Consider the following 21,280-nt stretch of genomic DNA (forward strand, 5'->3'; position numbering starts at 1 on the left):
CGATGACATTCCCTCGCTCCGTTCCGGAACTCCCGCGGCCCGCCTGGCGGCTGCGTACCTGCGCACTTTGTGCGGCGGCCGCGCTGGCGCTGGCCGGCTGCGCGGTCGGTCCCGGCTATCACCGGCCGGCCGTCGCGACGCCCGCGACTTATCGCGAGCTGCCCGGATGGACCCAGGCGACACCCGACGCCGACGGCCCGAAAGGCGACTGGTGGACGGCTTTCCACGATCCGCTGCTCGACCAGCTGGAACCGCTCGTCAATGTGTCGAACCAGACGGTCAGGCAGGATTACGACAACTACCAGCAGGCGCTCGCGCTCGTGCGCGAAGCGCGTTCGGGGCTGTTTCCGACCGTGTCAGCGACGAGTTCCGCCACGCGGCAGCGAACAGCCGGCGCAGGCTCCCCGTCCGTCGCCAACGCGGGCGCGCTCGAGGGCAGCGTAAGCTGGTCGCCCGATCTGTGGGGCGAGGTACGGCGCACGGTCGAGGAGCGCAAGGCGAGCGCGCAGGCCAGTGCCGCGACTTACGCGAACGCGGCGCTGTCCGAGCAGGTGACGCTCGCGACGACGGTCATCGACCTGCGCGTGACCGACGCGAACATCGACCTGCTCGATGCGACGGTCAAGGCCGACGCGGCGTACCTGCGCGTGATCGCCGACCAGGACAAGGCCGGTATGATCCCGCCGTCGAATCTCGTGACCGCGCAAACGCAACTCGAGAGCGCGCAGTCGAGCCTGATCGCGCTCGGCGTGTCGCGGGCGAAGTACGTGCATGCGATCGCGGTACTCGTCGGGCGCAATCCGGAGTCGCTCGATGTGCCGCACGACGCCACGTTGCCGGTGCTGCCCGACGTGCCGGTCGGCGTGCCGTCGACATTGCTGCAGCGGCGGCCCGATATCGCCGTCGCGGAACGGCAGATGGCGTCGGAAAATGCGGCGATCGGTGTCGCGATCGCTGCGTACTATCCGACGATCACGCTGTCGGCGGCAGCCGGATTCTCGGCGTCGCCACTTGCGGGATTGCTGAATGTCGCGAACTACGTGTGGTCGCTCGGTGCGAGCGCATCGCAAACGCTGTTCGACGGCGGCGAGCGCGGCGGCGAAGTGGCAGCCGCGAAAGCGGCCTATGACGCGGCGGTGGCGAATTATCGCGGCACCGTGCTCGGTGCGCTGCAGAACGTCGAAGACGATCTCGCCAGCGTGCGTGTGCTGGCCGATCAGGCGGCGGTGCTCGAACGCGCGGCCGCCAATGCGAAGCGCGGCGCGGATATCGCGTTCAACGAGTATCAGGCCGGTACGGTCGATTACACGACTGTGGCTACCGCGCAAACAACGCTGCTCGGCTTGCAGGAGAATGCGTTGACGGTGCAGCAGGAACGGCTGGTTGCGACGGCGACGTTGTTTGGCGATCTGGGTGGCGGGTGGTCGGATGCGCAGCTTGATGTGCCGCAGTCGAAGCCGCGAGGAAGCTTGCGCGGCTGACGGTGTTGGCATCTCGCATTGAGAAAGAGGCAACGATACAATCGCTGCCCCTTCTTGCGGCTCGTCCGTGACGGACCACCCTCTACCACCGCGCCGCCAGAAAATTCCGCGCACCGCTCGTCAACCGCGACCACGGCCCCGGCCGCCGCCCGTCCGCCTGATCGACCAACCCGCCGAGCGCCGCTTTCATCATCGCCAGTTCGCTCGCGAGCACCGTATCGCAGCCAAAGCTGCCGGCCGCCGCGAGATCGACGATTTGCAGCGCCTGGTCGACGCACATCTGCCCGTAGGCCATCGTCGCATCCGCGTCGGCCCGCGCACCCAGCGTCGCCTCGGCCAGCTTGCTGGCCCACAGCGCGAGCGCATCGACCGGTGCGCTGCCGTCGCGCACCAGCACCTTGCCGATTTCCATCGCGGCGAGATGTGCATCCTCGTCGTCGGAGAACGACATCGTCCGGTTGCGCGCCGCATGGTTCCGGTGCGCACCCTGCATCGACGGCGTCAGGCCCGTCAGGTTCGCAATCCACGCCTCCGCGGCGTCCAGGTAGGCATGCGACCGTATCGCCAGATCGCAATCGAAGATCGCATCCGCGTGGGTCGTTGCATGCCGCATCGAGAGCAGCCAGCAGCCGAGAAACGCGCGATAGGCGGCAGCCGGCCCGACATAGGCCGCATGCGCCTTGAAGAATTCGACGCAGTGACCGGCCGGCCGCTCGCCGACACACGGAAAATCGTCGGGCAGGTCGATGCGCAGGCCGACGACGACCCGCTCGACGGCCGGCACGCTCCTGCCGCACGCGAGCGCCAGGAACGGGAGTGCAATGCCGTATGCGTCGCGATGCGCGACGAGCCGGTCGCAACACGACTGCCACTGCGCGAGCGGATTGCGCGCCACGACGATATGGACGACATCGGGGAACGTGCGGCGCATCCACGCGAGTCGGCCGAGCGATTCCCCGAACCGGAACACCGGCAGGTGCCCGCAATCGAATGCCTGCCCCATCAGCGTACGCAGGAAGAACTCAATATCGCCCGCGTATTCGGGCGTCGCTTCCTCGAACTGGTTGGCTGAAAACGCCATCTCGACGCGCGACAGGCCAAGCGTGTCCTGCCGCAGCGTATCGGCAACGCTCGCAGCCGATCGCAGGCCGGGCGCCGGCATCGCCACCGGCGGGCCGTCGGAGCCGGTTCCGGCGTACTGCGCGTAATCGACAGACTCGACCATCGCGCGCAGCGGTTCGTCGTACGCCGTTACACCATCGAGATCGCGAAGACACGACCACAGCCAGCCGTCGGTCGCGCCATATCCGGAATGCAGAAACACCGCTTGCGTCGAATTCATGGAAGCCCCTCCATCGTTACGTCAAAGTCCGTTCATCACGTCGTCCCAGTGTAGGTTTCGATGGAATTACCCGGTTTACGCCCCCCGTTACCGTGATTTACCGATGCACGTGCTTGCAAGGCAAGCGGGTTTCATACCAGCAAGTGCGCGCCTCGATTTCCCGACGCGATTTTCATTACGGCATTTGACGCGCGAATGTGCGATCGCCCACCGCGTCGCAACTCGGCATGGCCGCTCGACATCGCATCAGGCCCGTGCGACGAGGCTCGCGCGTCGTGTCGACTCACGATTCGACGGCGACTTAATTGATTGCGTCCACAACCATCACATTACAAACGAAACGCGGAATAAACCGGCGGTAAACCCGTCGTTGTGGAATCCCAACGGATCTTAATTTTCGTCATGACCTAATGGCGGCTCCTGACGAAAGCGCGTCGATTCGGCAGGAAGGAAAGCAGTTCCGTTACATGCCAGGAGAGTTCATGATGAAAGGTATCTTGAAGAAATCGCTGTTGTCGCTCGCGTTGCTGGCCGGCTTTTCCGCCGCGCACGCACAGAGCACGGTGACGCTGTACGGCGTCATCGACGAATCTATCCAGTTCACGCACAACGCCACACCCACCGGCAGCAACCAGCTCGGTCTCTATTCGGGCAACCTGTCCGGCAGCCGCTGGGGCCTGATGGGCAGCGAGGATCTCGGCGGCGGGCTGAAGGCGATCTTCCAGCTCGAGAACGGCTTCAACGTCAACAACGGCAAGATGGGCACCTATAACGGCACGACGTCGTTGTTCGGACGCCAGGCATACGTCGGCCTGCAAAGCAACCAGTACGGCACGCTCACGCTCGGCCGCCAGTACGATCCGCTCGTCGACCAGGTCCAGGGGCTCACCGACGACGCGTACTTCGGCAGCACGTTCGCCACCGCCGGCGACGTCGACAACTACGACAACAGCTCCCGCACCAACAACGCGATCAAGTACCTTTCGCCGAGCTACGGCGGGCTGCAGGTCGAGACGATGTATGCGCTCGGCGGCGTCGCTGGGCAAACGGGATCGGGGCAGACATGGTCGGTCGCGGCCTCGTACAACAACGGCCCGTTCTCGCTGGCGGCCGGCTACTACGTCGCCGACAACTCGAATTCGACGGTTGCGCGCACCGGCTGGTCGTCGACCTCCGACGGTACCTTCGACGGCCCCGTCAACTCGGGCTATGCGACGGCGAAGTCGATCAATATCGCGCGCGTCGCCGCCCGCTACGTCGCCGGGCCGTATACGGTCGGCCTGTCGTACAGCAACGCGGCGTACAAGGCGGACGCGCAGTCGGCGTTTGCATCGACCGAGAAGTTCAACACTGGCCAGGCGTACTTCAACTACCAGGCCACGTCGGCGCTGCTGCTCGGCCTGGGCTACAGCTACACGCATGCGAGCGGCGATACCAACGCGTCCTACAACCAGGTGTCGCTCGGCGCCGACTACAGCCTGTCGAAGCGGACCGACGTGTATCTCGTCGGCGCGTGGCAGAAGGCAACCGGTACGCAGCTGAACGCCGACGGCACGGTATCCAGCGCCGAAGCATCGATCGGCTCCTACGGCGTTGCCGGCACCGACAGCCAGGAGATGGTCAGCCTCGGCATCCGCCACCGGTTCTGATCGCAACGCGCGCCGGCCGCCGTTCGTCGCGGCCGGCGCACGATTGCCCATCACGAGGACACCGCCGCATCCCGCCACAATCATTTGAAATATTGCGGCCATCCGGTGCGCGGAAATACGCCGCCTCGCGCGAAATTCCGGAAAGCGACGGGTCATTACGCGTTGCCGCGCCGTATCGATTACCGATCACGTACATCGTGCGCTGTCACCTTCACCATATATCTCAATAATGGCCCGCCACTCTTGCGCAACGTCCAATTCAATCCGCTTACAAAGCGTCCATACGGGAGTCCTGAATATGACGAAACAATCTTGAAATTTATTTGACGATCGTGTGACCTATGCTTCCGTCACACCGAACACCGGCCGCTCCGATGGCGGCCGTGTTCCCCGACAGCAACAGTGAAAGGCCCGATCATGTATCACACGATGCGCATGGAAGTCTCCACCGAATCCGGGTATCCAGTGATCAGGTTCACGATCGACAGCCAGACCGCCGTGCTCGGTGTCCACGATATCGACCAGATGATCCTGCAGCTCGCGACCGCACGGGCGGCAATGCAGCCGACGCATCCGGTCGAGCCGCCGGAAGGCCAGTATCCGCTGCAGATCGACCCGTGCTGGCGGGTCGACCGGCTCGCCGATTACGACGGCGCCGTGCTGTCGATTCGTCATGTCGGCATGGGCTGGATCGCGTTCGCGCTGCCCGCCATCAACCTGACCAACCTCGTCGAAGCGCTCGCGTCGCCGCCAGAGACGGCCATGCCAGTCAATCACGCGATGCTGAACTGACGCGCGATCGGCGCTGACCGGTCTCTTTACAGAAAGAGAATTCGGTTCATTTATTTCGCAATACGAACTACAAGGCGGTCCGCTCCTCGCCGGCGCGGGTCGTGGTTTTACGTTTCTTTCCGCCAGGACATGCCCATCATGCGAATCCCTTCTTCGACCGTCGCACTCGCGCGGCAACCCTTCGCCTATGCGTTGTCGGATTTCGGCGCCAGCAGCTGGTACCTGCTGCCGATCGACGCGCGCACGATCTTCCGCTGCCGGCTCACCGGCCGTTACGCCACGGGGCTGTCGCTGAGCGCAGTGTGCGGCAACGGCTACGCGGCCGTGCATCAGCTTGCCGAATCGCATGTCGGCACGGCGTCGCGCCTGCTCGTGCGCGATGCGCAGAACGACGCCGAACATCGCGTCCACGCGTTCGACGACGGGATCGACTGGCAGTGAAAACGCGTTCGTTCAGGTTCGGCTGGCTTGCCCGGCTGTGGTGGCTCACGCCGGCCGCGCTGCCGGTTCACGCTCAGACGATCGCGGCTGCGCAAACGGCGACCGGCACGCCGGCGTCGAGCGGCTTCGCGATCCAGGACATCCGTGTCGAAGGCCTGACGCGCATCGAGCCCGGCACCGTGTTCTCGTATCTGCCATTCAAGATCGGCGACACCTTTACCGACGACAAAGCCTCGGCCGCGATCCGCGCGCTCTACGCGACCGGCTTCTTCAACGACGTGCGGATCGCGACGGAAGGCGACGTCGTCATCGTGAACGTCGCCGAGCGCTCGGTGATCGGCACGATCGATTTCGCCGGGCTCCACGAGTTCGACAAGGACGCGATCGAGAAGGCGATGAAGGCGGTCGGGCTGGTATCCGGGCATGCCTATGACCCGTCGCTCGTCAGCAAGGCCGAGCAGGAACTCAAGCGGCAGTACCTGACGCGCGGCTATTACGCGGCCGAAGTGACGACCACCGTGAGCCCGATCGACCGCAATCGCGTGGGCCTGCTGTTTTCCGTCGTCGAAGGGCCGAGCGCGAAGATCAGGCAGGTCGCGTTCATCGGCAATCATGTGTTCAGCGATGCGACGTTGCGCGACGAAATGCAGCTGTCGACGCCGAACTGGTTCTCCTGGTACACGAAGGACGACCTGTATTCGAAGGACAAGCTCTCGACCGATCTCGACGCCGTCCGCTCGTACTACCTGGATCGCGGTTATCTGGAGTTCAACATCGAGTCGACCCAGGTGTCGCTGTCTCCGGACCGCAAGGACATGGACCTGACTGTCGCGCTGCACGAAGGCAAGCCGTACACGATCTCGGGCATCCGGCTCGCCGGTGACCTGCTCGGGCGCGAAGCCGAGCTGAACCGGATCATCGCGATCCGTGCCGGCGAGCACTTCTCTGCGGCAAAACTCAAGGACACGACGCAGGCACTGATCGACAAGCTCGGCGAATACGGTTACGCGTTCGCGACGATCAATACCGTGCCGCAGATCGACCAGCAGCATCACACCGTCGATCTCGCGCTGCAGGTCACGCCCGGGCGCCGCGTCTACGTTCGTCACATCGACATCCTCGGCAATACGCGCACACGCGACGAGGTGATCCGCCGCGAGATGCGGCAGATGGAAGACGCGTGGTTCGATTCGTCGCGCCTCAAGCTGTCGAAGGACCGCATCAACCGGCTCGGCTATTTCACCGACATCGACGTCACGACGGTGCCGGTCGAGGGCACGGCCGACCAGGTCGACGTGCACGTGAAGGTCACCGAGAAGCCGACCGGCACGATCTCGCTCGGCCTCGGCTACGGTTCGGGCGAAGGGCCGATCATCTCGGCCGGCGTGTCGCAGGACAACGTGTTCGGCAGCGGCCAGACGATCGCCGTCAACGCGAACACCGCGACGACGATGCGCACGCTGAGCGTGTCGCAAACCGATCCATACTTCACGATCGACGGCGTCAAGCGCATCACCGACGTGTACTACCGGACGACGCAGCCGCTCTACTACTCGAGCACGAACGACACGAGCTTCCGGATCATTTCGTACGGGGTCGACACGAAGTTCGGCATCCCGTTCTCCGAGACCGACATGGTGTATTTCGGGCTCGGGCTCGAACAGGACCGGCTCGACGTCGATTCGACGACGCCGCAGAGCTATATCGACTACGTGAACACGTTCGGTCGCGTGTCGAACGTCGCGCCATTCACGGTCGGCTGGTCGCGCGACCAGCGCGACAGCGTGCTGATCCCGGGACGCGGCTACTACCTGCAGGCGAATGCGGAATACGGCACGCCGATCGGCTCCGTGTCGTACTACAAGACCGACGTGCAGGCGCAGTACTACCACTCGTTCGCGCGCGGCCTCGTGCTCGGCCTGAATTTCCAGGCCGGCTACGGCAACGGGCTCGGCGGGCAGCCCTACCCGATCTTCAAGAACTACTTCGCGGGCGGCATCGGGTCGGTACGCGGCTACGAGCCCGGCTCGCTCGGCCCGCGCGACGCGACGACCGGCGACCCGATCGGCGGCTCGAAGATGGTGGTCGGCAATGTCGAGATGACCGTGCCGCTGCCCGGCACCGGCTACGACCGCACGCTGCGCGTGTTCACGTTCGTCGACGGCGGCAACGTCTGGGGCACCGAGGGCAACAGCGTCGGCGCGAACGGCTTGCGCTACAGCTACGGCATCGGGCTCGAATGGATCTCGCCGATCGGCCCGCTGAAGATCGACTATGCGCTGCCGATCGTGCACCACACCGGCGACCAGTACCAGAAATTCCAGTTCCAGATTGGCACGTCGTTCTGATTCCGCCGCCGGCCTGCACCGCGCCGCGCGCGGCGGAATCGTCGCCCGCCTGCGCGCCGCCGCGATCGCGCTGCTCGTCGATGTCGCGTTGTCGATCGCGCTCGGCGCGCCGCGCGACGCCGTTGCGCAGTTGCAGAATGCGGCGGCCGACCCGTACCGGATCGGCGACGCGTGGGGGCTGCGCATCGCGTCGCAACTCGTCGAGCACCCGCTCGCCGCCGGCCAGGCCGCAACGACTTTCGGGATCGGCGCGGCGGCCACCGGCACCGTCGACCAGGACCTGTCACTACATGGCAATGCTGAATTGCGGCGCGGCGCCTCGGTCGTGAAGGCCGACGCGATCCACTACGATACCGACACCGACATGACCGACGCGTACGGGCATGTGCAGGTCGTCCACGACGGCAACGCGTTTGCCGGCCCCGACGCGCACCTGCAGCTCGACAGCGCCGAAGGCACGATGACGTCACCGCACTACCACTTCAACCTGACGGGTGGCTCGGGCTCCGGCTCGCGCGTCGACCTGCTCGACGATTCGCGCGAGGTCATCTACGACAGCACGTACACGACCTGTCACTGCACGAACGATCCGGCCTGGTACCTGCGGGCGTCGCGGCTCGATCTCGACGACGCGGCGGGCGTCGGCGTCGCGCACGACGGCATCCTGTACTTCGCGGGCGTGCCGGTGTTTGCGTCTCCGTGGATGTCGTTTCCGCTGAACGGCGAGCGCAAGACCGGGATCCTGCCGCCCACGTTCGCGATCAGCTCGACCAACGGTTATGACATCGCCGTCCCGGTCTATTTCAATCTCGCGCCGAATGACGACCTGACGGTCACGCCGCGGCTGATGACCAAGCGCGGCGCGATGCTGACCACCGACTACCGCTACCTGAGCCCGACCTACTCCGGTTCGCTGTCCGTCAGCTATCTGCCGGACGACGCGACGACGCACACCAACCGCTACTCGATCGCGTTCCAGCATCGCGAGAACCTCGGCAACGGCTTCGCCGCGTATGCGAACTACAACCGCGTGTCCGACGCGTCGGTGCCGTCGGACTTCTCGAACGCAAACTCGGTCGTCGTCGGCTCGCAGACGCTGTTCCAGCAGGAGGCGGGCGTGACCTACAACCACGGGCCGTGGTCCGTCCTCGCGCGCGTGCAGAACTGGCAGTCGTTCACGACCACGCCGCCGTACAACCGCGAGCCGGAACTCGATGCGAAATACACGCGCTACAACGTCGGCGGCTTCGACTTCGGCGCCGACGTCAACGCGACGCGCTTCACGATCCCGACCGCCGACTCGACCGAAGGCAACCGGCTGACGTTCGATACCTACGTCAGCTACCCGATCGTCGCACCGGGCTGGTACGTGACGCCGAAGTTCCAGTGGCATGCGGCGTCGTACGACCTCACGTCGATCGGCAGCGACGCACCGGCCGGCCAACCGAAGAATTTCAGCGTCAACGTGCCGACCGCGAGCCTCGACATGGGTGCGACGTTCGAGCGCGCGGTCCGGCTGTTCGGCATCGACATGATCCAGACGCTCGAACCGAGGCTGTACTACGTCTATACGCCGTATCGCAACCAGACCTTCGCACCGGCGTTCGACACCGCGCCGCTCGATTTCGGTCTCGCGGAGATCTTCACGAGCAACCGCTTCGTCGGCGGCGACCGCGTGAGCGACATGAACCGGCTGACGGCCGGCGTCACCACGCGCTTCGTCGATGCCGGCAGCGGCACCGAGCTTGCGCGTTTCGTGCTCGCGCAGGAGTACTACTTCCGCGCGTCGCAGGTCACGATGCCGGGCGACACGCCGCCGACGGTCGGCCCGTCCGACGTGATCGCCGGCGCGGCGCTTCGTGTCGGACCCGGCCTCGAACTGCAGCAGGCGGCCGAATACAACCAGTCGAGCAGCGAGCTGACGCAGGCCACGGCCGGTATCGACTGGAAGCCGGCCGACGGCAAGGTGATCAATCTCGCGTACCTGTACGCACGGGCGAACGCGACGCTCGACGACGAGCCCGAGAACCAGGTGCTGCTGTCCGCACAGTGGCCGCTTACGCATGCGCTGTCGGGCGTCGGCTCGGTCGACTACGATCTCGCCGCGCACCGGCTGGTGAGCGGGCTGCTCGGGTTTCAATATGCGGCCGACTGCTGGGCCATCAGCTTCGCGCTGCAGAAGTACACGAACTACAACGGCACGACGTCGCCGACCACCGGCACGCGCGTGCTGGTGCAGTTGCAGCTCAACGGGCTGAGCCGCATCGACAACGGGCTGCAGCAGCAATTCCGCGCGAACGTGCCCGGATATTCGACGCCGACGCTGCCGGCGCCGACGTCGCGGTTCAGCGACTATCCGTAAGCTGCCCGCTCAATGCCCACAACCGCTCGGCCGCGCCGGCATCGATCGCCCACGGCAATACGCCGTCCAGCGGGCGATGCTCGGCCGGCACCGACATCGCGAAAACGAGCCTCGCCACGCTCGTGCTCGCGCAGACGTTGCGCGCCGCGATTGCGAGCGGCGCGGTGGCCGACTGCTGGCTCAATGCGCTGTCCGACCCGAAGGTCGGCCCGGTGCTGTCGGTGATGCACGGCGCGCCGGAACGGCGCTGGACGATCGACACGCTTGCATCGAGCGCCGGGATGTCACGCACGGCATTCGCGACGCACTTTCGCAGGATGGTCGGCAGCGCGCCGCTCGAATATCTCCATCGATGGCGGATGGTGATCGCGATGACGGTGCTCAAGGATTCGGACGAGCCGCTCGTGTCGATCGCCGAACGGATCGGCCATCTGTCGGATACCGCGTTCAGCGTCGCGTTCAAGCGCACGACCGGTATCAACCCGCGGCGGTATCGGATCGAGCAACGGGGTTAGCCCGCGACGTCGGGCAGCGAGAAAGCGCCGGGCTACCGCGCGCGTCCGACGCGGCGTAGGATGGCACAGTCACGACAAGCCTGCGCCCCACGGACCTCCCGCATGAAAGCACACGACACGCCCACGACCGAAACCTGGCACATGGACGACGCCACGGCCGCCACATGGGTGGGCGCGGCCGACCTGGGCCGCAGCACGCGATATGACAAGGGCGCCACGATCTACCGGCAAGGCGACCCGGGCACGACGTTCTACTTCGTGCTGTCGGGCCGCGTCCAGGTATCGATCTTCCAGCGCGACGGCGCGGAATTCATCCTCGAAGTCATGGGGCGCTGGTCGATGTTCGGCGAAAGTCCCGCGATCGACGGCCATCCGCGGATCGCCACCGCGATCACCGTCGAGGCGTCGGAGCTGCTCGAATTCGACATCCGCACGATCGAGGCGGCGATACCGGCACGCCCGGAACTTGCGATGTCGCTGATGCGCGTGATCGCGCTCAAGCAGCGCATCCTCGCGTCGCGCATCCAGTACCTCGCGCTCCCCAGGCCGGACATGCGCATCGGCGAATTGCTCGGCAGGCTGGCCGACCTGTACGGCGAACGGCACGACGGCCGCACGCTGATCACGATCCCGCTCACGCACGAGCAGATCGCGGCGATGACGGGTGCCACCCGCGTGACCGTCACGCGTGCGCTGAAACGGCTGGCGGACCTCGGCGCGATCGAGATCCGCCAGCGCCGCATCTGGGTGACCGATCCCTCCCGGCTGCTCGGCTGATTTGTAAACGCCTATACAGACTTCCCTTTGCCGCGCCGGTAAAGTCCGCGCATCGGCTATCCGCTGGTGGACAGTCATCCCTTGCAAAGGAGAAGTCATGAACGGCATCCAACGCCTGCGCCTCCCCGACGACGACCCGACGTTCGGCGGCAATCGCATCTTCGACCTGTTCGAGTACGTGCCGGCGGTTACCGCGCACGGCCTCGTCTTCATCGCCGGTCAGATCGGCCTGCGCGCCGACGGTTCGATTCCGGAATCGCCCGCCGAACAGATCGACGCGGCATTCACGCGGATCGAAGCGATCCTCGCGCATCTCGGCCTGAACTTTTCGGATGTCGTCGAGCTGGTGTCCTATCACGTCGATATCGGCACGCACCTTGCAGATTTTCGCGCGGCGAAATCGCGCTACATGCGCGCGGATTTTCCCGCCTGGACGATCCTCGGCGTCGCCGCGCTAGCTCGCCCGGAACTGGTCGTCGAGATCAAGGTCGTCGCGGCGACGCGCGATGCATGACGGCATCGTCATGCGCCATACAATCAGGATTCCGACATGAAAAACATGGTCATAACAGACGGCTTCGCATTCGTCGAATTCGTTTCACCTGAACCTGCCAACCTCGTCGATCTGTTCGAACGTTTCGGCTTTCGAGTGGCAGGACGCTCGAAACACGGCATGGTGATGATGACCCAGGGCACTGCCGCATTCGTCATAAACGGCAACCCGAACGCGTTCCGCACACGTCACGGTGCGTCCGTGCGGGCGATCGCGATCCGCGTCGACGATGCACACCGCGCGCAGCAACAGGCACTGGCCGGCGGCGCCCGTGTTGCGCTACCCGAAACCGAAGGGGCGTTCGTCGTCGATACGCCGGCCATCCTGAGCATCGGCGACAGCCTCGTCTACTTCGTCGACTCGGACTTTCGTACCCTCTTCGACCTGCCCGTCGAAACGCGTCCCGGGCCGGCGGGCGACGCATGCATCGTCGCGGTCGATCACACGTCCAACATCGTTCATCCGGACAACCTCGATCGCTGGGCGGATTTCTATCGCGACACCTTCGGGTTCGACGAGCGACAATACCTCGAGGTCAAGGGGCGCCAGACCGGCATGCGCGCGCGCTCGATGGTCAGCCCGTGCGGACGCGTATCGATTCCGGTCGCGGCCGCCGCACACGACCAGCCCGGCGTGCTGAACCAGAACGACGAATTCATTCGCGACTACGGCGGGGAAGGCATCCAGCATATCGCGCTGCTGAGCGCCGACATCGACGCGACGATCGACCAGCTCGCGCGCGCCGGCATCGCCTTCATGGCCGCGCCTTCACGGCACTACTACGCCGGCATCGACGCCCGGCTGCCCGGGCATGGCCTCGACCTGGAACGACTGGCCGCGCGCGGCATTCTCGTCGACGGGAAAGGCCCGCAGCAGGTCCTGCTCCAGCGTTTCACGCGGCGTCAGATCGGCCCCGTGTTCTTCGAGATCATCGAGCGGCGCGGCGAGGATGGATTCGGCGAAGGCAATTTCAAGGCACTGTTCGAATCGCAGGAGCAGGACCAGCAGGAACGCGGCACGCGCAGATGAAAACGGGCTGCGGAGCGTCGTTCCGCGGCCCGCGCGTGGCTGTCGCGCGTCGAACGCGTGCGCTTACGACGGTTCCGAGTCGAGGAACACATAGAGCGCGGCGATCTTTCCGTCGCGCACGATGATCACGTCAATGCCCGTATATTCGGGCGCTTCGCCGCGCGGGCCGGAACCCCACGACACGCGGCCGGCGTTGTGCAGCGCCTGCGGCTGGCCATGCGCGGTATAGACGAAATGCGGATGCGTCGCGCGCAAGTCGCCGGCAAACCTGTCGAGCGCTTCGTGCCCGACGAACGTACCGGGCGGCACGTAAAGCACGCAGTCGTCGGTATAAAGCGCTTCGATTGCGGCACGGCGGCGCACCGCGTCGCCTTCGCCGAACACCTCCTGCAGATTGCGTTCGAGCAGTTCATGGATACGGTCGTTCATCATCGTTCTCCTGATCAAATTGCGTGTGATCGCATTACCGCGCGAGTGCCAATGTCTTGTCGACGGCGGTAACGACCGCCGGGCGCGCGGCAATGTCGTCATACCAGCGCGCCACGGACGGAAATCGGTCGAGCGACGCGCCGATCGCCTGGTGACGCCACAGCCAGCCGAAGTGTGCGATATCCGCGATGCTGTATGCATCGCCCGCCACGTACCGGCCGCGTTCGAGCACGCGCTCGAGTACGCCCAGTGCGCGCTCCACGTCCACCAGCGCGCGTGCTTTCGCATCGGGTTCCGGTACCGCCCCGATCGCCACCCGGAACGCCTGCAGAAAGGCCGGACTCAACGCGGACGCGTGAAAGAAAAGTTGCTCGAACACCTTGCCGCGCGGCACGCCATCCTTCGGTAGCAATTGCCCGGTCTTCTCGGCGAGGTACACGAGGATTGCGGCCGACTCGCTCAGCACGATGTCGCCATCGGCATGCGCCGCGCGGTCGACGAGCACCGGCACTTTGGCGTCGGGATTCATGGCCCTGAACGCATCGGTGTTCTGTTCGCCGCGACGCAGATCGACCGCCACGAGCCGATAATCGACGCCCATCTCTTCCAGCGCGATCGGCACCTTCACGCTGTTGGGCGTCGCGAATGCGAACACGTCCAGCGTGGCCGTACCGGGATCGCCGCCCGCCGCGACGGCGCCATTTCCTGCGAATTGGGGTTCCATGATTCATCTCCGTTGAGGTGAGACAAATGTAGGGCGCCGTGCTATTTTTCGAAACAGAAACGATTGCAAACCATCATTGCAAAAATGTCGCTATCCAGACTGCCGGATTTTGAAGGTTTCGCGATGTTCGCGAAGGTCGCGGAAGAAGGCTCGTTCGCCGCCGCGGCCGCGGCGACGGGCGTCTCGGTCGCGACGGTGTCGCGCGCCGTGACGCGCCTCGAGGAACGGCTCGGCGGGCGTCTGTTCAACCGCACGTCGCGGCGGCTCGCGCTCACCGATTACGGCCATACGCTGATCGAGCGCGCGGCGAAGCTCTATACCGATGCGGAAGACACCGAGGATTTCGCACGCGAGACGTCGAGCCGGCCGCGCGGCCTCGTCAAGCTGGCTGCGCCGCTATCGTTCGGCGCGCGCTGGGTTGCGCCGCTGCTGCCCGAGTTCTTCGATCGCTATCCGGACATCGCCGTCGATCTGCACCTGACCGATGCGCAATCCGACCTGATCGGCGACGGCTTCGATGCCGCGCTGCGCATCGCAATCATGGAGGATTCGTCGCTCGTCGCGCGGCTCATCGCCCCGGTCCGGCGCTTCGTCGTCGCGTCGCCGGCCTATCTGTCGCGCCACGGGCGGCCGCGTCATCCGCACGAGCTCGGCGCCCATCCGTGCCTGACGTACGCAAACCGGAGCCAGCGCGACGTGTGGCGCTTCACCCGTCCGAACGGTGAAACGTGCGCGGTCACGCCCGGCGGCATGTTGCGCGGCACCAGCGTCGAAGCGTTGTTGCCGACGGTGCTCGCGGGCCTCGCGATCACCGAACTGCCCGAGTTCGTCGCGACGCAGTATTTCGCCGACGGGCAGCTCGAACCGGTCCTGACGGACTGGCGCCTGCCCGAAGGCGGCCTGTACTTCGTCACACCGTCCGCCCGCGCGCGGCCGGCCAAGGTCAGCGCGCTGGCCGAGTTCTTCATCGCGAAGCTGGCCGCGGCCGAGTGGCGTTTGCCGGCAGTATAAGCGCGCGCACGCGCCCTTCTCTTGTACTCGCGATGCGCCAGTCGCGATCGATGCATGGCCGCTGCGATCGCGCGTCGTCCTCGCGCATGGCACGCCCACACGTAGCCGATTCGGCACGAAAGCCACCGTTCCTTCCGTGTCGTTTACAACCGGGTTCCGGGCGCATGACCGATAGTCGGTTGCGCCCGTTTCTCTAAACTGGCTCTCACAACAAACTTGCCCGGTGTCGCCCGCAGCGCACATCACTTCGCTGACATCGAGGCCCCCGAGACATCCGCCTTCGCTGACCATCGGCCCGCACGACTCCACTGCATTCCAGCCCGGCCGGCTGCCAAGGCAATTCCAGGAGAGTTCATTGAGCCCGTCGCAAGCGCACCCCGCGAAAGCCCGGTCTTCGCGCAAGTCCGTCAAGCTGGATGACATCACGATCGTCGACCCTGCCGTCCTCAAGCGCGCGGTCGGCGCGATGGCGTTCGGCAATGCGATGGAATGGTTCGACTTCGGCGTCTACAGCTACATCGCCGTCACGCTCGGCAAGGTGTTCTTCCCGTCCAGCAGCCCGTCCGCGCAGCTGCTCGCGACCTTCGGCACGTTCGCGGCCGCGTTCCTCGTGCGCCCGCTCGGCGGCATGGTGTTCGGCCCGCTCGGCGACCGCATCGGCCGCCAGCGCGTGCTCGCCGCGACGATGATCATGATGGCCGTCGGCACCTTCGCGATCGGCCTGATCCCCAGCTACGCGTCGATCGGCATCATGGCGCCCGTGCTGCTGCTCGTCGCCCGCCTCGTGCAGGGCTTCTCGACCGGCGGCGAATACGGCGGCGCCGCCACCTTCATCGCCGAATTTTCGACCGACAGGCGTCGCGGCTTCATGGGCAGCTTCCTCGAATTCGGCACGCTGATCGGCTATACGCTCGGCGCGGCCACCGTCGCACTGCTCACGGCGACACTGTCGCAGGAAGCGCTGCTGTCGTGGGGCTGGCGCGTGCCGTTCTTCATCGCCGGCCCGCTCGGCCTCGTCGGCCTCTACGTCCGTCTGAAACTCGAGGAAACGCCGGCATTCAAGAAGGAAGCAGAAGCACGCGAGGCGGACGAACGCACGCGGCCGAAGCAACGCTTCACGACGCTGCTCGTCGAACAATGGAAGCCGTTGCTGCAGTGTGTCGGCCTCGTGCTGATCTTCAACGTGACCGACTACATGGCGCTGTCGTACCTGCCGAGCTACCTGTCTGCGACGCTGCACTTCCGCGAATCGCACGGCCTGTTCATGGTGCTGCTCGTGATGGTGCTGATGATGCCCATGACGCTGTACAACGGGCACCTGTCGGACAAGGTCGGCCGCAAGCCGGTGATGATGGCCGGCTGCGTGGGCCTGCTGGTGCTGTCGGTGCCGGCGCTGATGCTGATCCGCACCGGCGGCATGCTGCCGGTGTTCGGCGGGATGCTGATCTACGGCATCCTGCTGTCGACGTTCACGGGCGTGATGCCGTCGGCGCTGCCGGCGCTGTTCCCGACGCGGATCCGCTACGGTGCGCTCGCGATCGGCTTCAACGTGTCGGTGTCGCTGTTCGGCGGCACGACGCCGCTCGTCACCGCGTGGCTGGTCGATCGCACCGGTGACCTGATGATGCCCGCGTACTACCTGATGGGCGCATCGTTCATCGGCATCGTGTCGGTACTCGCGCTGCGTGAGACGGCACGCCAGCCACTGCCCGGTTCGGGGCCGTGCGTCGCAAGCCGCGCGGAAGCGTTGAGCCTCGTGCGCGGCAGTGCCGACGAGGCCCGTGTGCCGGGCAGGAAGTTCACGCCGGTCGGCGAGCGCGCCTGACGCAGTCCGGCATGACGCGACGCCGCGCGGCCCGTGCCGGCGTCGCCGCCCGCGCGTTCGTCAGTTCGACGACAGCTGCTGCGCGTCGAACCAGTCGAGCAGCGCACGCGTGACAAACGCGGGATTTTCCAGATTCGAAATGTGGCCGGCGTCCGGCACCAGCGCATGCGCGCAACCGATCACGCTCGCCATCTTCACGGTTTCCGACGGCGGGCGCGCCATGTCGCCCGCGCCGCACATCAGCAGCGTGCGGTCGGCATCGAGTGCGGCCAGCGCCGGCAGCGTGTCGGGCCGGCCGAAGATCAGCCGGCCGAGCGGGACGATCGATTGCCGCAGCCGGTCCGCAGGCAGGCTCGCGAGCGCGGCGCGAAACGCGGTCGGCACCGGGTCTGCCAGATTGACGTCGGGGCGGAAGAACAACGGCACGATCGCATCGAGCAGCGGCGGCACAATGCTGCCTGCCGCCGCGATCGCATCGAGCATCCCGAAGTAGCGCAGCCGTGTCGCCTCGGGCTCGGCCTCTAGCGACGCATCCATTAGCACGAGCGAGCGCACGCGCTGCGGTTCGCGCAACGCGAGCCGCGCGCCCCACATGCCGCCGACGCTGAGCCCGACGACCGCGCACTGGTCGATCTCCAGCGCATCGAGCAGCGCGCTCGCGTGCGCGGCGAGATCGTCGAGCGTTAGCGTGCCGTCGGGCGGCGCACCCGATGCACCATGCCCCCACAGGTCCGGCACGATCACGCGATACCGGCGCGACAACGCATCGACCTGCGGCGCCCACATCGCCGCGTCCCACAGATAGCTGTGGCCGAGCAGCACCGGAAATCCGGCGCCGTGATCCTGGTAATGCAGCGTGCTGCCTTGGATGATGTGTGCGGGCATGTCGTCTCCGGGTGTCAGGACTCGGCGGTGACCCGGAACCGGGCGCCGCGGTCGGCGGCGTTCTGCAACGAACGCGAAGCGGCGCATCATCGCACAGGTTGCTGGTATTGCGCACGACGGAGCGGCAGAACCTTCGCCGTGCGCGACGGCAAGGAACGTACGAAACCGCACGAAGCGTTGCAAGCGGACCGCGCTATCCGCCGCGATACATCGGCAGCACGTTGCCGCCGGCGACGTCCGGGTTCGTCGCGAGCGGATGGCAGGCCTGTTCGAGCAGCCAGTTGGTCAGTACCGCGATGTCGAATTCGTTGCACACGTCCGGGTTCTGCACCAGCACGTAGCTGCCCGATGCGACCGTGCAGTACGGGAACAGTTCAGCCGCACAACACGGTCGGTAATCGATGCGCGTTTGCGAAATGCGCGCGGTTGCGCTTACTGTTGAATGGCTGCGTTCTTCATCAATCCACCGACGAAATTCGCTGTCGCCTTCTCGAGCGCCAACGCTTGCAGCTGCTGCTGAATCGTCGCCTTCGCCGCCTCAAACGACGGCACCTGCGTCGGTCGCTTCGCGTCGACCTTGACGATCGCTCGCGGGCCGTTTACGTCGTTGCCGACTGCGATCGACTGCGACGTTACACCGCCTGCGGGCAACTGCGTGATCGCCTGCGCAACGGCGAGCGGCAATCCTTGCGTATTCCCGTCCGTCACCGGTGTCTTGAAGCTCACCCACGGAAGTTCACCGCCAGCCGCGGCGGTCGGCGCCTGGCTGTACTGTCGTGCCAGTGCGTCGAACGACTGCCCTGCCTTCAGCCCGGCCAACACCGTCACGGCGGTCACCGCATCTTTCGTCACGATGATGCGCGGCTTGACCTCGTCCTTGCCGAGCGATGCGACAATCTCGTCATAGCGCGCCTTCGCCTGTGCGTCCGTAACCGGTTCAGGCTTCACGTTATCGCGCACGAAAAGCTGTGTCTCGGCGTTCGTCTTGGCAATCTGCATGGCCGTCTGCACTTCCGGCTTGCTGCCGTAGTTTGCCTTTTCAGCGGCCTGCTGAATCAGCACCTGAGCGATCAGCTGGTTCTTGATCGCCTGGCGAAACTGCGGCGTATCTCGCTGGCGGGACGCTTGCAACACGGCGTCGACTTCTGCCTTGGTGATCGGTGTACCGTTCACAGTTGCGATGGCGCCCGCTGGCAACGCCGACGTTTGTGCCTGCGCCTGGACAGGTAGCGCCAATTGCCAGGCAATCGTCGTCGCGATCAGAATTCGGTTGAACGTCGTTTGCATGCTTGATGCTCCTGCTTGCGTAAATGGACACATCGACCTCGGTCGCTGCACAAAATGTCCGACACCGGGGGGAATCGGACACGATCAAAATCGCGCTAGTAAAACCAGTTCAAGGTGCCGAGCACCAGTGTCGCCTTGTTGCCCAGTGCGGCCGGCTGTGCCAGCGCGCGACCGACCAACACCTCGCCCGACAGCGATTGCTTGCGCCACTGCCATTGCGCACGCAGGCCCGCCCCGATGCCGGCGAGCGTCGGAAAGCCCGACGCACCGATCAGGCTCGTCTTGCCGGCATCAAGGAATACGTACGGCTCGATACGGCCTTCCTTCCACATCGGAACGTTCACCCACGCGAGCTCGTTACGCGCATAGAGGCCACGGTCCCCCGCAATCTCACCTGATCGAAAGCCGCGGATGGTATCCATGCCGCCGAGGTAGAGCTGCTCCGAGCCATACAGCGCCGTATTCGTGTACTGGCCACCCAATGCGCCTCGGTACACCAGCACCGCACCGTTCAACTTCGGCAGCGGCAACGTAACCGTTGCCGTCGCATCGAGCTTGGTGAACTGACTGTGCGCTGCGTCGCGCGCAATGCCGTGCTCATCGTGGTTTGCACCGAACCACGGTAGCCCCTGGGAAACCCCGCCGTTGACGGTGAAATTCCCCTGCGCGTCGTTCATCACGAACTTGTGCAGCCAGTTCCCGCCGATTCGGAGCACGGCGACGCGCTGCGGATCGAGGTCTGCCCCGTTGATGGTCCGGTCGGTGCGCCGCCACGACAGCGTCGTGTCGATGCTGGTGATGTCGCTTGCCGTTCTGCCGACCAGATAGTTCCAGCCAAAAATATGCGACAGCGTGCGGCCATACAGCAGCGCCGTCGAGCCAATCAGTTGCTGGTATTCCGAATCCGCGATCGTGTAGCTGAAGGTGTTTCGACCGAACGGCACGGCAAACGATCCTACCAATGCATTGCTGTCCTGACTGTCGAGGAAGTTGAGACTCAGCGACTCCTGAAGTCCGAGCAGGTTGTCGGCTTCGACACCGGCCCGATAGCGCGTCACCCCTGTGGCGGAACTACCGTAGTTGTCGAGACCGAGATTGAAATACAGCCGATCGCCGGGTTTGTTGTCGATTGCGACAACCGAATCGCCAGCGTTCTGGCCCGGCAGGATCTGCACCGCAGCCTGATTGCGGCGCAGGCGGTTGATCTGCGCGACACCTTGGTCGATGTCCGACAGACGAAGAGGATCGCCGGACGACACCGGAAATGCGTTCGAGTAACCAACGTCGGTGAGCCAGCCACCGCCTGCCGACGATTCACCGGGCTTGAGGCGATGAATCGGCTTCCCGTTGACCACAAAACCCGAGATGTGGCCGACCTGGATCGTGACCCTGAGCGTGCCGGACGTCAGGTTCTGTGCACCGAGCAGGGCGCGCGTCGTCACGTAACCCGACGAGACGAAGGTATCTGTCAGGCGCTTCAGCAGCACATTGATGCGGTGCGTGCCGAGTTCGTGATTCACAAACTCGGCGGTGATCGCGTCGAGTTTCGCGCGCGGTACGCCGCTGGGCGACTCGAACGGTTTGCCATCGGCCGATTGCAGCAGGATCTCCGCGACCCGAAATGTCGGACCACTTTCGACGATCGCGTCGACCGGCGTACCGGGCGGAACGTCGAGCGTCGTATCGGACGGAGGCGGGATCGTCACCGACGGCGGCGGTTGCTCGAGCTGACGCTGGCGTGCCTGTTCGCGTTGCTGTTCGATGATCAGCTGGGCGGGGTCCTGCACCGGTCGGGCCGCCGGAGGCACCGATTGCGCCTGAACCGGCATG

The 21,280-nt window shown here is 65.3% G+C and carries 20 protein-coding genes; 12 read left to right on the forward strand and 8 right to left on the reverse strand.

The annotated features are described in order from the left end of the window. The first annotated feature begins 2 nt into the window (after positions 1-2). Complete coding sequence (locus tag KEC55_RS33880) at positions 3-1,481, forward strand: efflux transporter outer membrane subunit (protein WP_282511857.1); 1,479 nt, start codon at positions 3-5, stop codon at positions 1,479-1,481. 82 nt (positions 1,482-1,563) lie between these two features. Here KEC55_RS33880 and KEC55_RS33885 read toward each other — a convergent pair whose 3' ends face one another. Beyond that, positions 1,564-2,823, reverse strand: coding sequence for a hypothetical protein (locus tag KEC55_RS33885; RefSeq protein ID WP_282511859.1), 1,260 nt, complete (start codon positions 2,821-2,823; stop codon positions 1,564-1,566). 482 nt (positions 2,824-3,305) lie between these two features. Between KEC55_RS33885 and KEC55_RS33890 the strand changes: the two genes are divergently transcribed. The 5 genes from KEC55_RS33890 to KEC55_RS33910 all read left to right on the forward strand — a co-directional run bounded on the left by KEC55_RS33890 (position 3,306) and on the right by KEC55_RS33910 (position 10,415). Then, a complete protein-coding gene (locus KEC55_RS33890) occupies positions 3,306-4,472 on the forward strand; it encodes a porin (protein WP_432626328.1) in 1,167 nt (388 codons plus the stop codon). A 435-nt stretch (positions 4,473-4,907) separates the two neighbouring features. Next, positions 4,908-5,264, forward strand: a complete 357-nt coding sequence (locus tag KEC55_RS33895) for a hypothetical protein (RefSeq protein WP_282511860.1) — start codon at positions 4,908-4,910, stop codon at positions 5,262-5,264. 138 nt (positions 5,265-5,402) lie between these two features. Continuing rightward, complete coding sequence (locus tag KEC55_RS33900; RefSeq protein ID WP_282511862.1) at positions 5,403-5,705, forward strand: hypothetical protein; 303 nt, start codon at positions 5,403-5,405, stop codon at positions 5,703-5,705. A gap of 80 nt (positions 5,706-5,785) precedes the next feature. Next, positions 5,786-8,053 (forward strand): outer membrane protein assembly factor BamA, encoded by a 2,268-nt coding sequence (bamA, locus tag KEC55_RS33905; protein ID WP_282513114.1) that lies wholly within the window; start codon positions 5,786-5,788, stop codon positions 8,051-8,053. Next, entirely contained in the window at positions 8,037-10,415 is a 2,379-nt protein-coding gene (locus tag KEC55_RS33910; RefSeq protein WP_282511864.1) for an LPS-assembly protein LptD, read from the forward strand. Before bamA ends, KEC55_RS33910 begins: the two co-directional genes overlap by 17 nt. Here the strand turns inward: KEC55_RS33910 and KEC55_RS33915 are convergent. After that, on the reverse strand, positions 10,399-10,533 hold the full coding sequence (locus KEC55_RS33915; RefSeq protein ID WP_282511866.1) for a hypothetical protein: 135 nt from the start codon (positions 10,531-10,533) through the stop codon (positions 10,399-10,401). The genes KEC55_RS33910 and KEC55_RS33915 overlap by 17 nt on opposite strands. A 4-nt stretch (positions 10,534-10,537) precedes the next feature. On the opposite strand from KEC55_RS33915, the gene KEC55_RS33920 reads away from it, so the two are divergent. The 4 genes from KEC55_RS33920 to KEC55_RS33935 all read left to right on the forward strand — a co-directional run bounded on the left by KEC55_RS33920 (position 10,538) and on the right by KEC55_RS33935 (position 13,289). Next, positions 10,538-10,930: a helix-turn-helix transcriptional regulator gene (locus tag KEC55_RS33920; protein WP_282511868.1), complete on the forward strand. Its 393-nt coding sequence runs from the start codon at positions 10,538-10,540 to the stop codon at positions 10,928-10,930. 102 nt (positions 10,931-11,032) lie between these two features. Beyond that, complete coding sequence (locus KEC55_RS33925; protein WP_282511870.1) at positions 11,033-11,707, forward strand: Crp/Fnr family transcriptional regulator; 675 nt, start codon at positions 11,033-11,035, stop codon at positions 11,705-11,707. 97 nt (positions 11,708-11,804) lie between these two features. Continuing rightward, positions 11,805-12,221 (forward strand): RidA family protein, encoded by a 417-nt coding sequence (locus KEC55_RS33930; RefSeq protein WP_282511872.1) that lies wholly within the window; start codon positions 11,805-11,807, stop codon positions 12,219-12,221. A gap of 36 nt (positions 12,222-12,257) precedes the next feature. Continuing rightward, the gene (locus KEC55_RS33935; protein ID WP_282511874.1) at positions 12,258-13,289 is read left to right on the forward strand and encodes a 4-hydroxyphenylpyruvate dioxygenase family protein; all 1,032 of its coding nucleotides are present in this window, start codon (positions 12,258-12,260) and stop codon (positions 13,287-13,289) included. A 63-nt stretch (positions 13,290-13,352) separates the two neighbouring features. Here the strand turns inward: KEC55_RS33935 and KEC55_RS33940 are convergent, their stop codons facing one another. Together KEC55_RS33940 and KEC55_RS33945 are read right to left on the reverse strand one after the other, a co-directional pair. After that, positions 13,353-13,718 carry a nuclear transport factor 2 family protein gene (locus tag KEC55_RS33940; protein ID WP_282511875.1) on the reverse strand — a complete coding sequence of 122 codons (366 nt, stop codon included), beginning with the start codon at positions 13,716-13,718 and terminating at the stop codon, positions 13,353-13,355. Positions 13,719-13,752: 34 nt separating this feature from the next. Next, a complete protein-coding gene (locus KEC55_RS33945; protein WP_282511876.1) occupies positions 13,753-14,346 on the reverse strand; it encodes a glutathione S-transferase family protein in 594 nt (197 codons plus the stop codon). 180 nt (positions 14,347-14,526) lie between these two features. Here KEC55_RS33945 and KEC55_RS33950 point away from each other — a divergent pair, with 180 nt between their 5' ends. Further along, positions 14,527-15,453 carry a LysR family transcriptional regulator gene (locus tag KEC55_RS33950; RefSeq protein WP_282511877.1) on the forward strand — a complete coding sequence of 309 codons (927 nt, stop codon included), beginning with the start codon at positions 14,527-14,529 and terminating at the stop codon, positions 15,451-15,453. Positions 15,454-15,808: 355 nt separating this feature from the next. Continuing rightward, on the forward strand, positions 15,809-17,278 hold the full coding sequence (gene proP, locus KEC55_RS33955) for a glycine betaine/L-proline transporter ProP (protein ID WP_282511878.1): 1,470 nt from the start codon (positions 15,809-15,811) through the stop codon (positions 17,276-17,278). A 60-nt stretch (positions 17,279-17,338) separates the two neighbouring features. Here proP and KEC55_RS33960 read toward each other — a convergent pair whose 3' ends face one another. The 4 genes from KEC55_RS33960 to KEC55_RS33975 all read right to left on the reverse strand — a co-directional run bounded on the left by KEC55_RS33960 (position 17,339) and on the right by KEC55_RS33975 (position 21,279). Further along, entirely contained in the window at positions 17,339-18,163 is an 825-nt protein-coding gene (locus tag KEC55_RS33960) for an alpha/beta fold hydrolase (RefSeq protein WP_282511879.1), read from the reverse strand. A 193-nt stretch (positions 18,164-18,356) separates the two neighbouring features. Continuing rightward, a complete protein-coding gene (locus KEC55_RS33965; RefSeq protein WP_282511880.1) occupies positions 18,357-18,500 on the reverse strand; it encodes a hypothetical protein in 144 nt (47 codons plus the stop codon). A gap of 95 nt (positions 18,501-18,595) precedes the next feature. Then, a complete protein-coding gene (locus tag KEC55_RS33970) occupies positions 18,596-19,450 on the reverse strand; it encodes a peptidylprolyl isomerase (RefSeq protein WP_282511881.1) in 855 nt (284 codons plus the stop codon). Between the two features lie 95 nt (positions 19,451-19,545). After that, a complete protein-coding gene (locus tag KEC55_RS33975) occupies positions 19,546-21,279 on the reverse strand; it encodes a ShlB/FhaC/HecB family hemolysin secretion/activation protein (protein ID WP_432626333.1) in 1,734 nt (577 codons plus the stop codon). Between the last annotated feature and the right edge of the window lies 1 nt (position 21,280).

This window comes from Burkholderia cepacia (assembly GCF_029962485.1).
Taxonomy (GTDB): domain Bacteria; phylum Pseudomonadota; class Gammaproteobacteria; order Burkholderiales; family Burkholderiaceae; genus Burkholderia.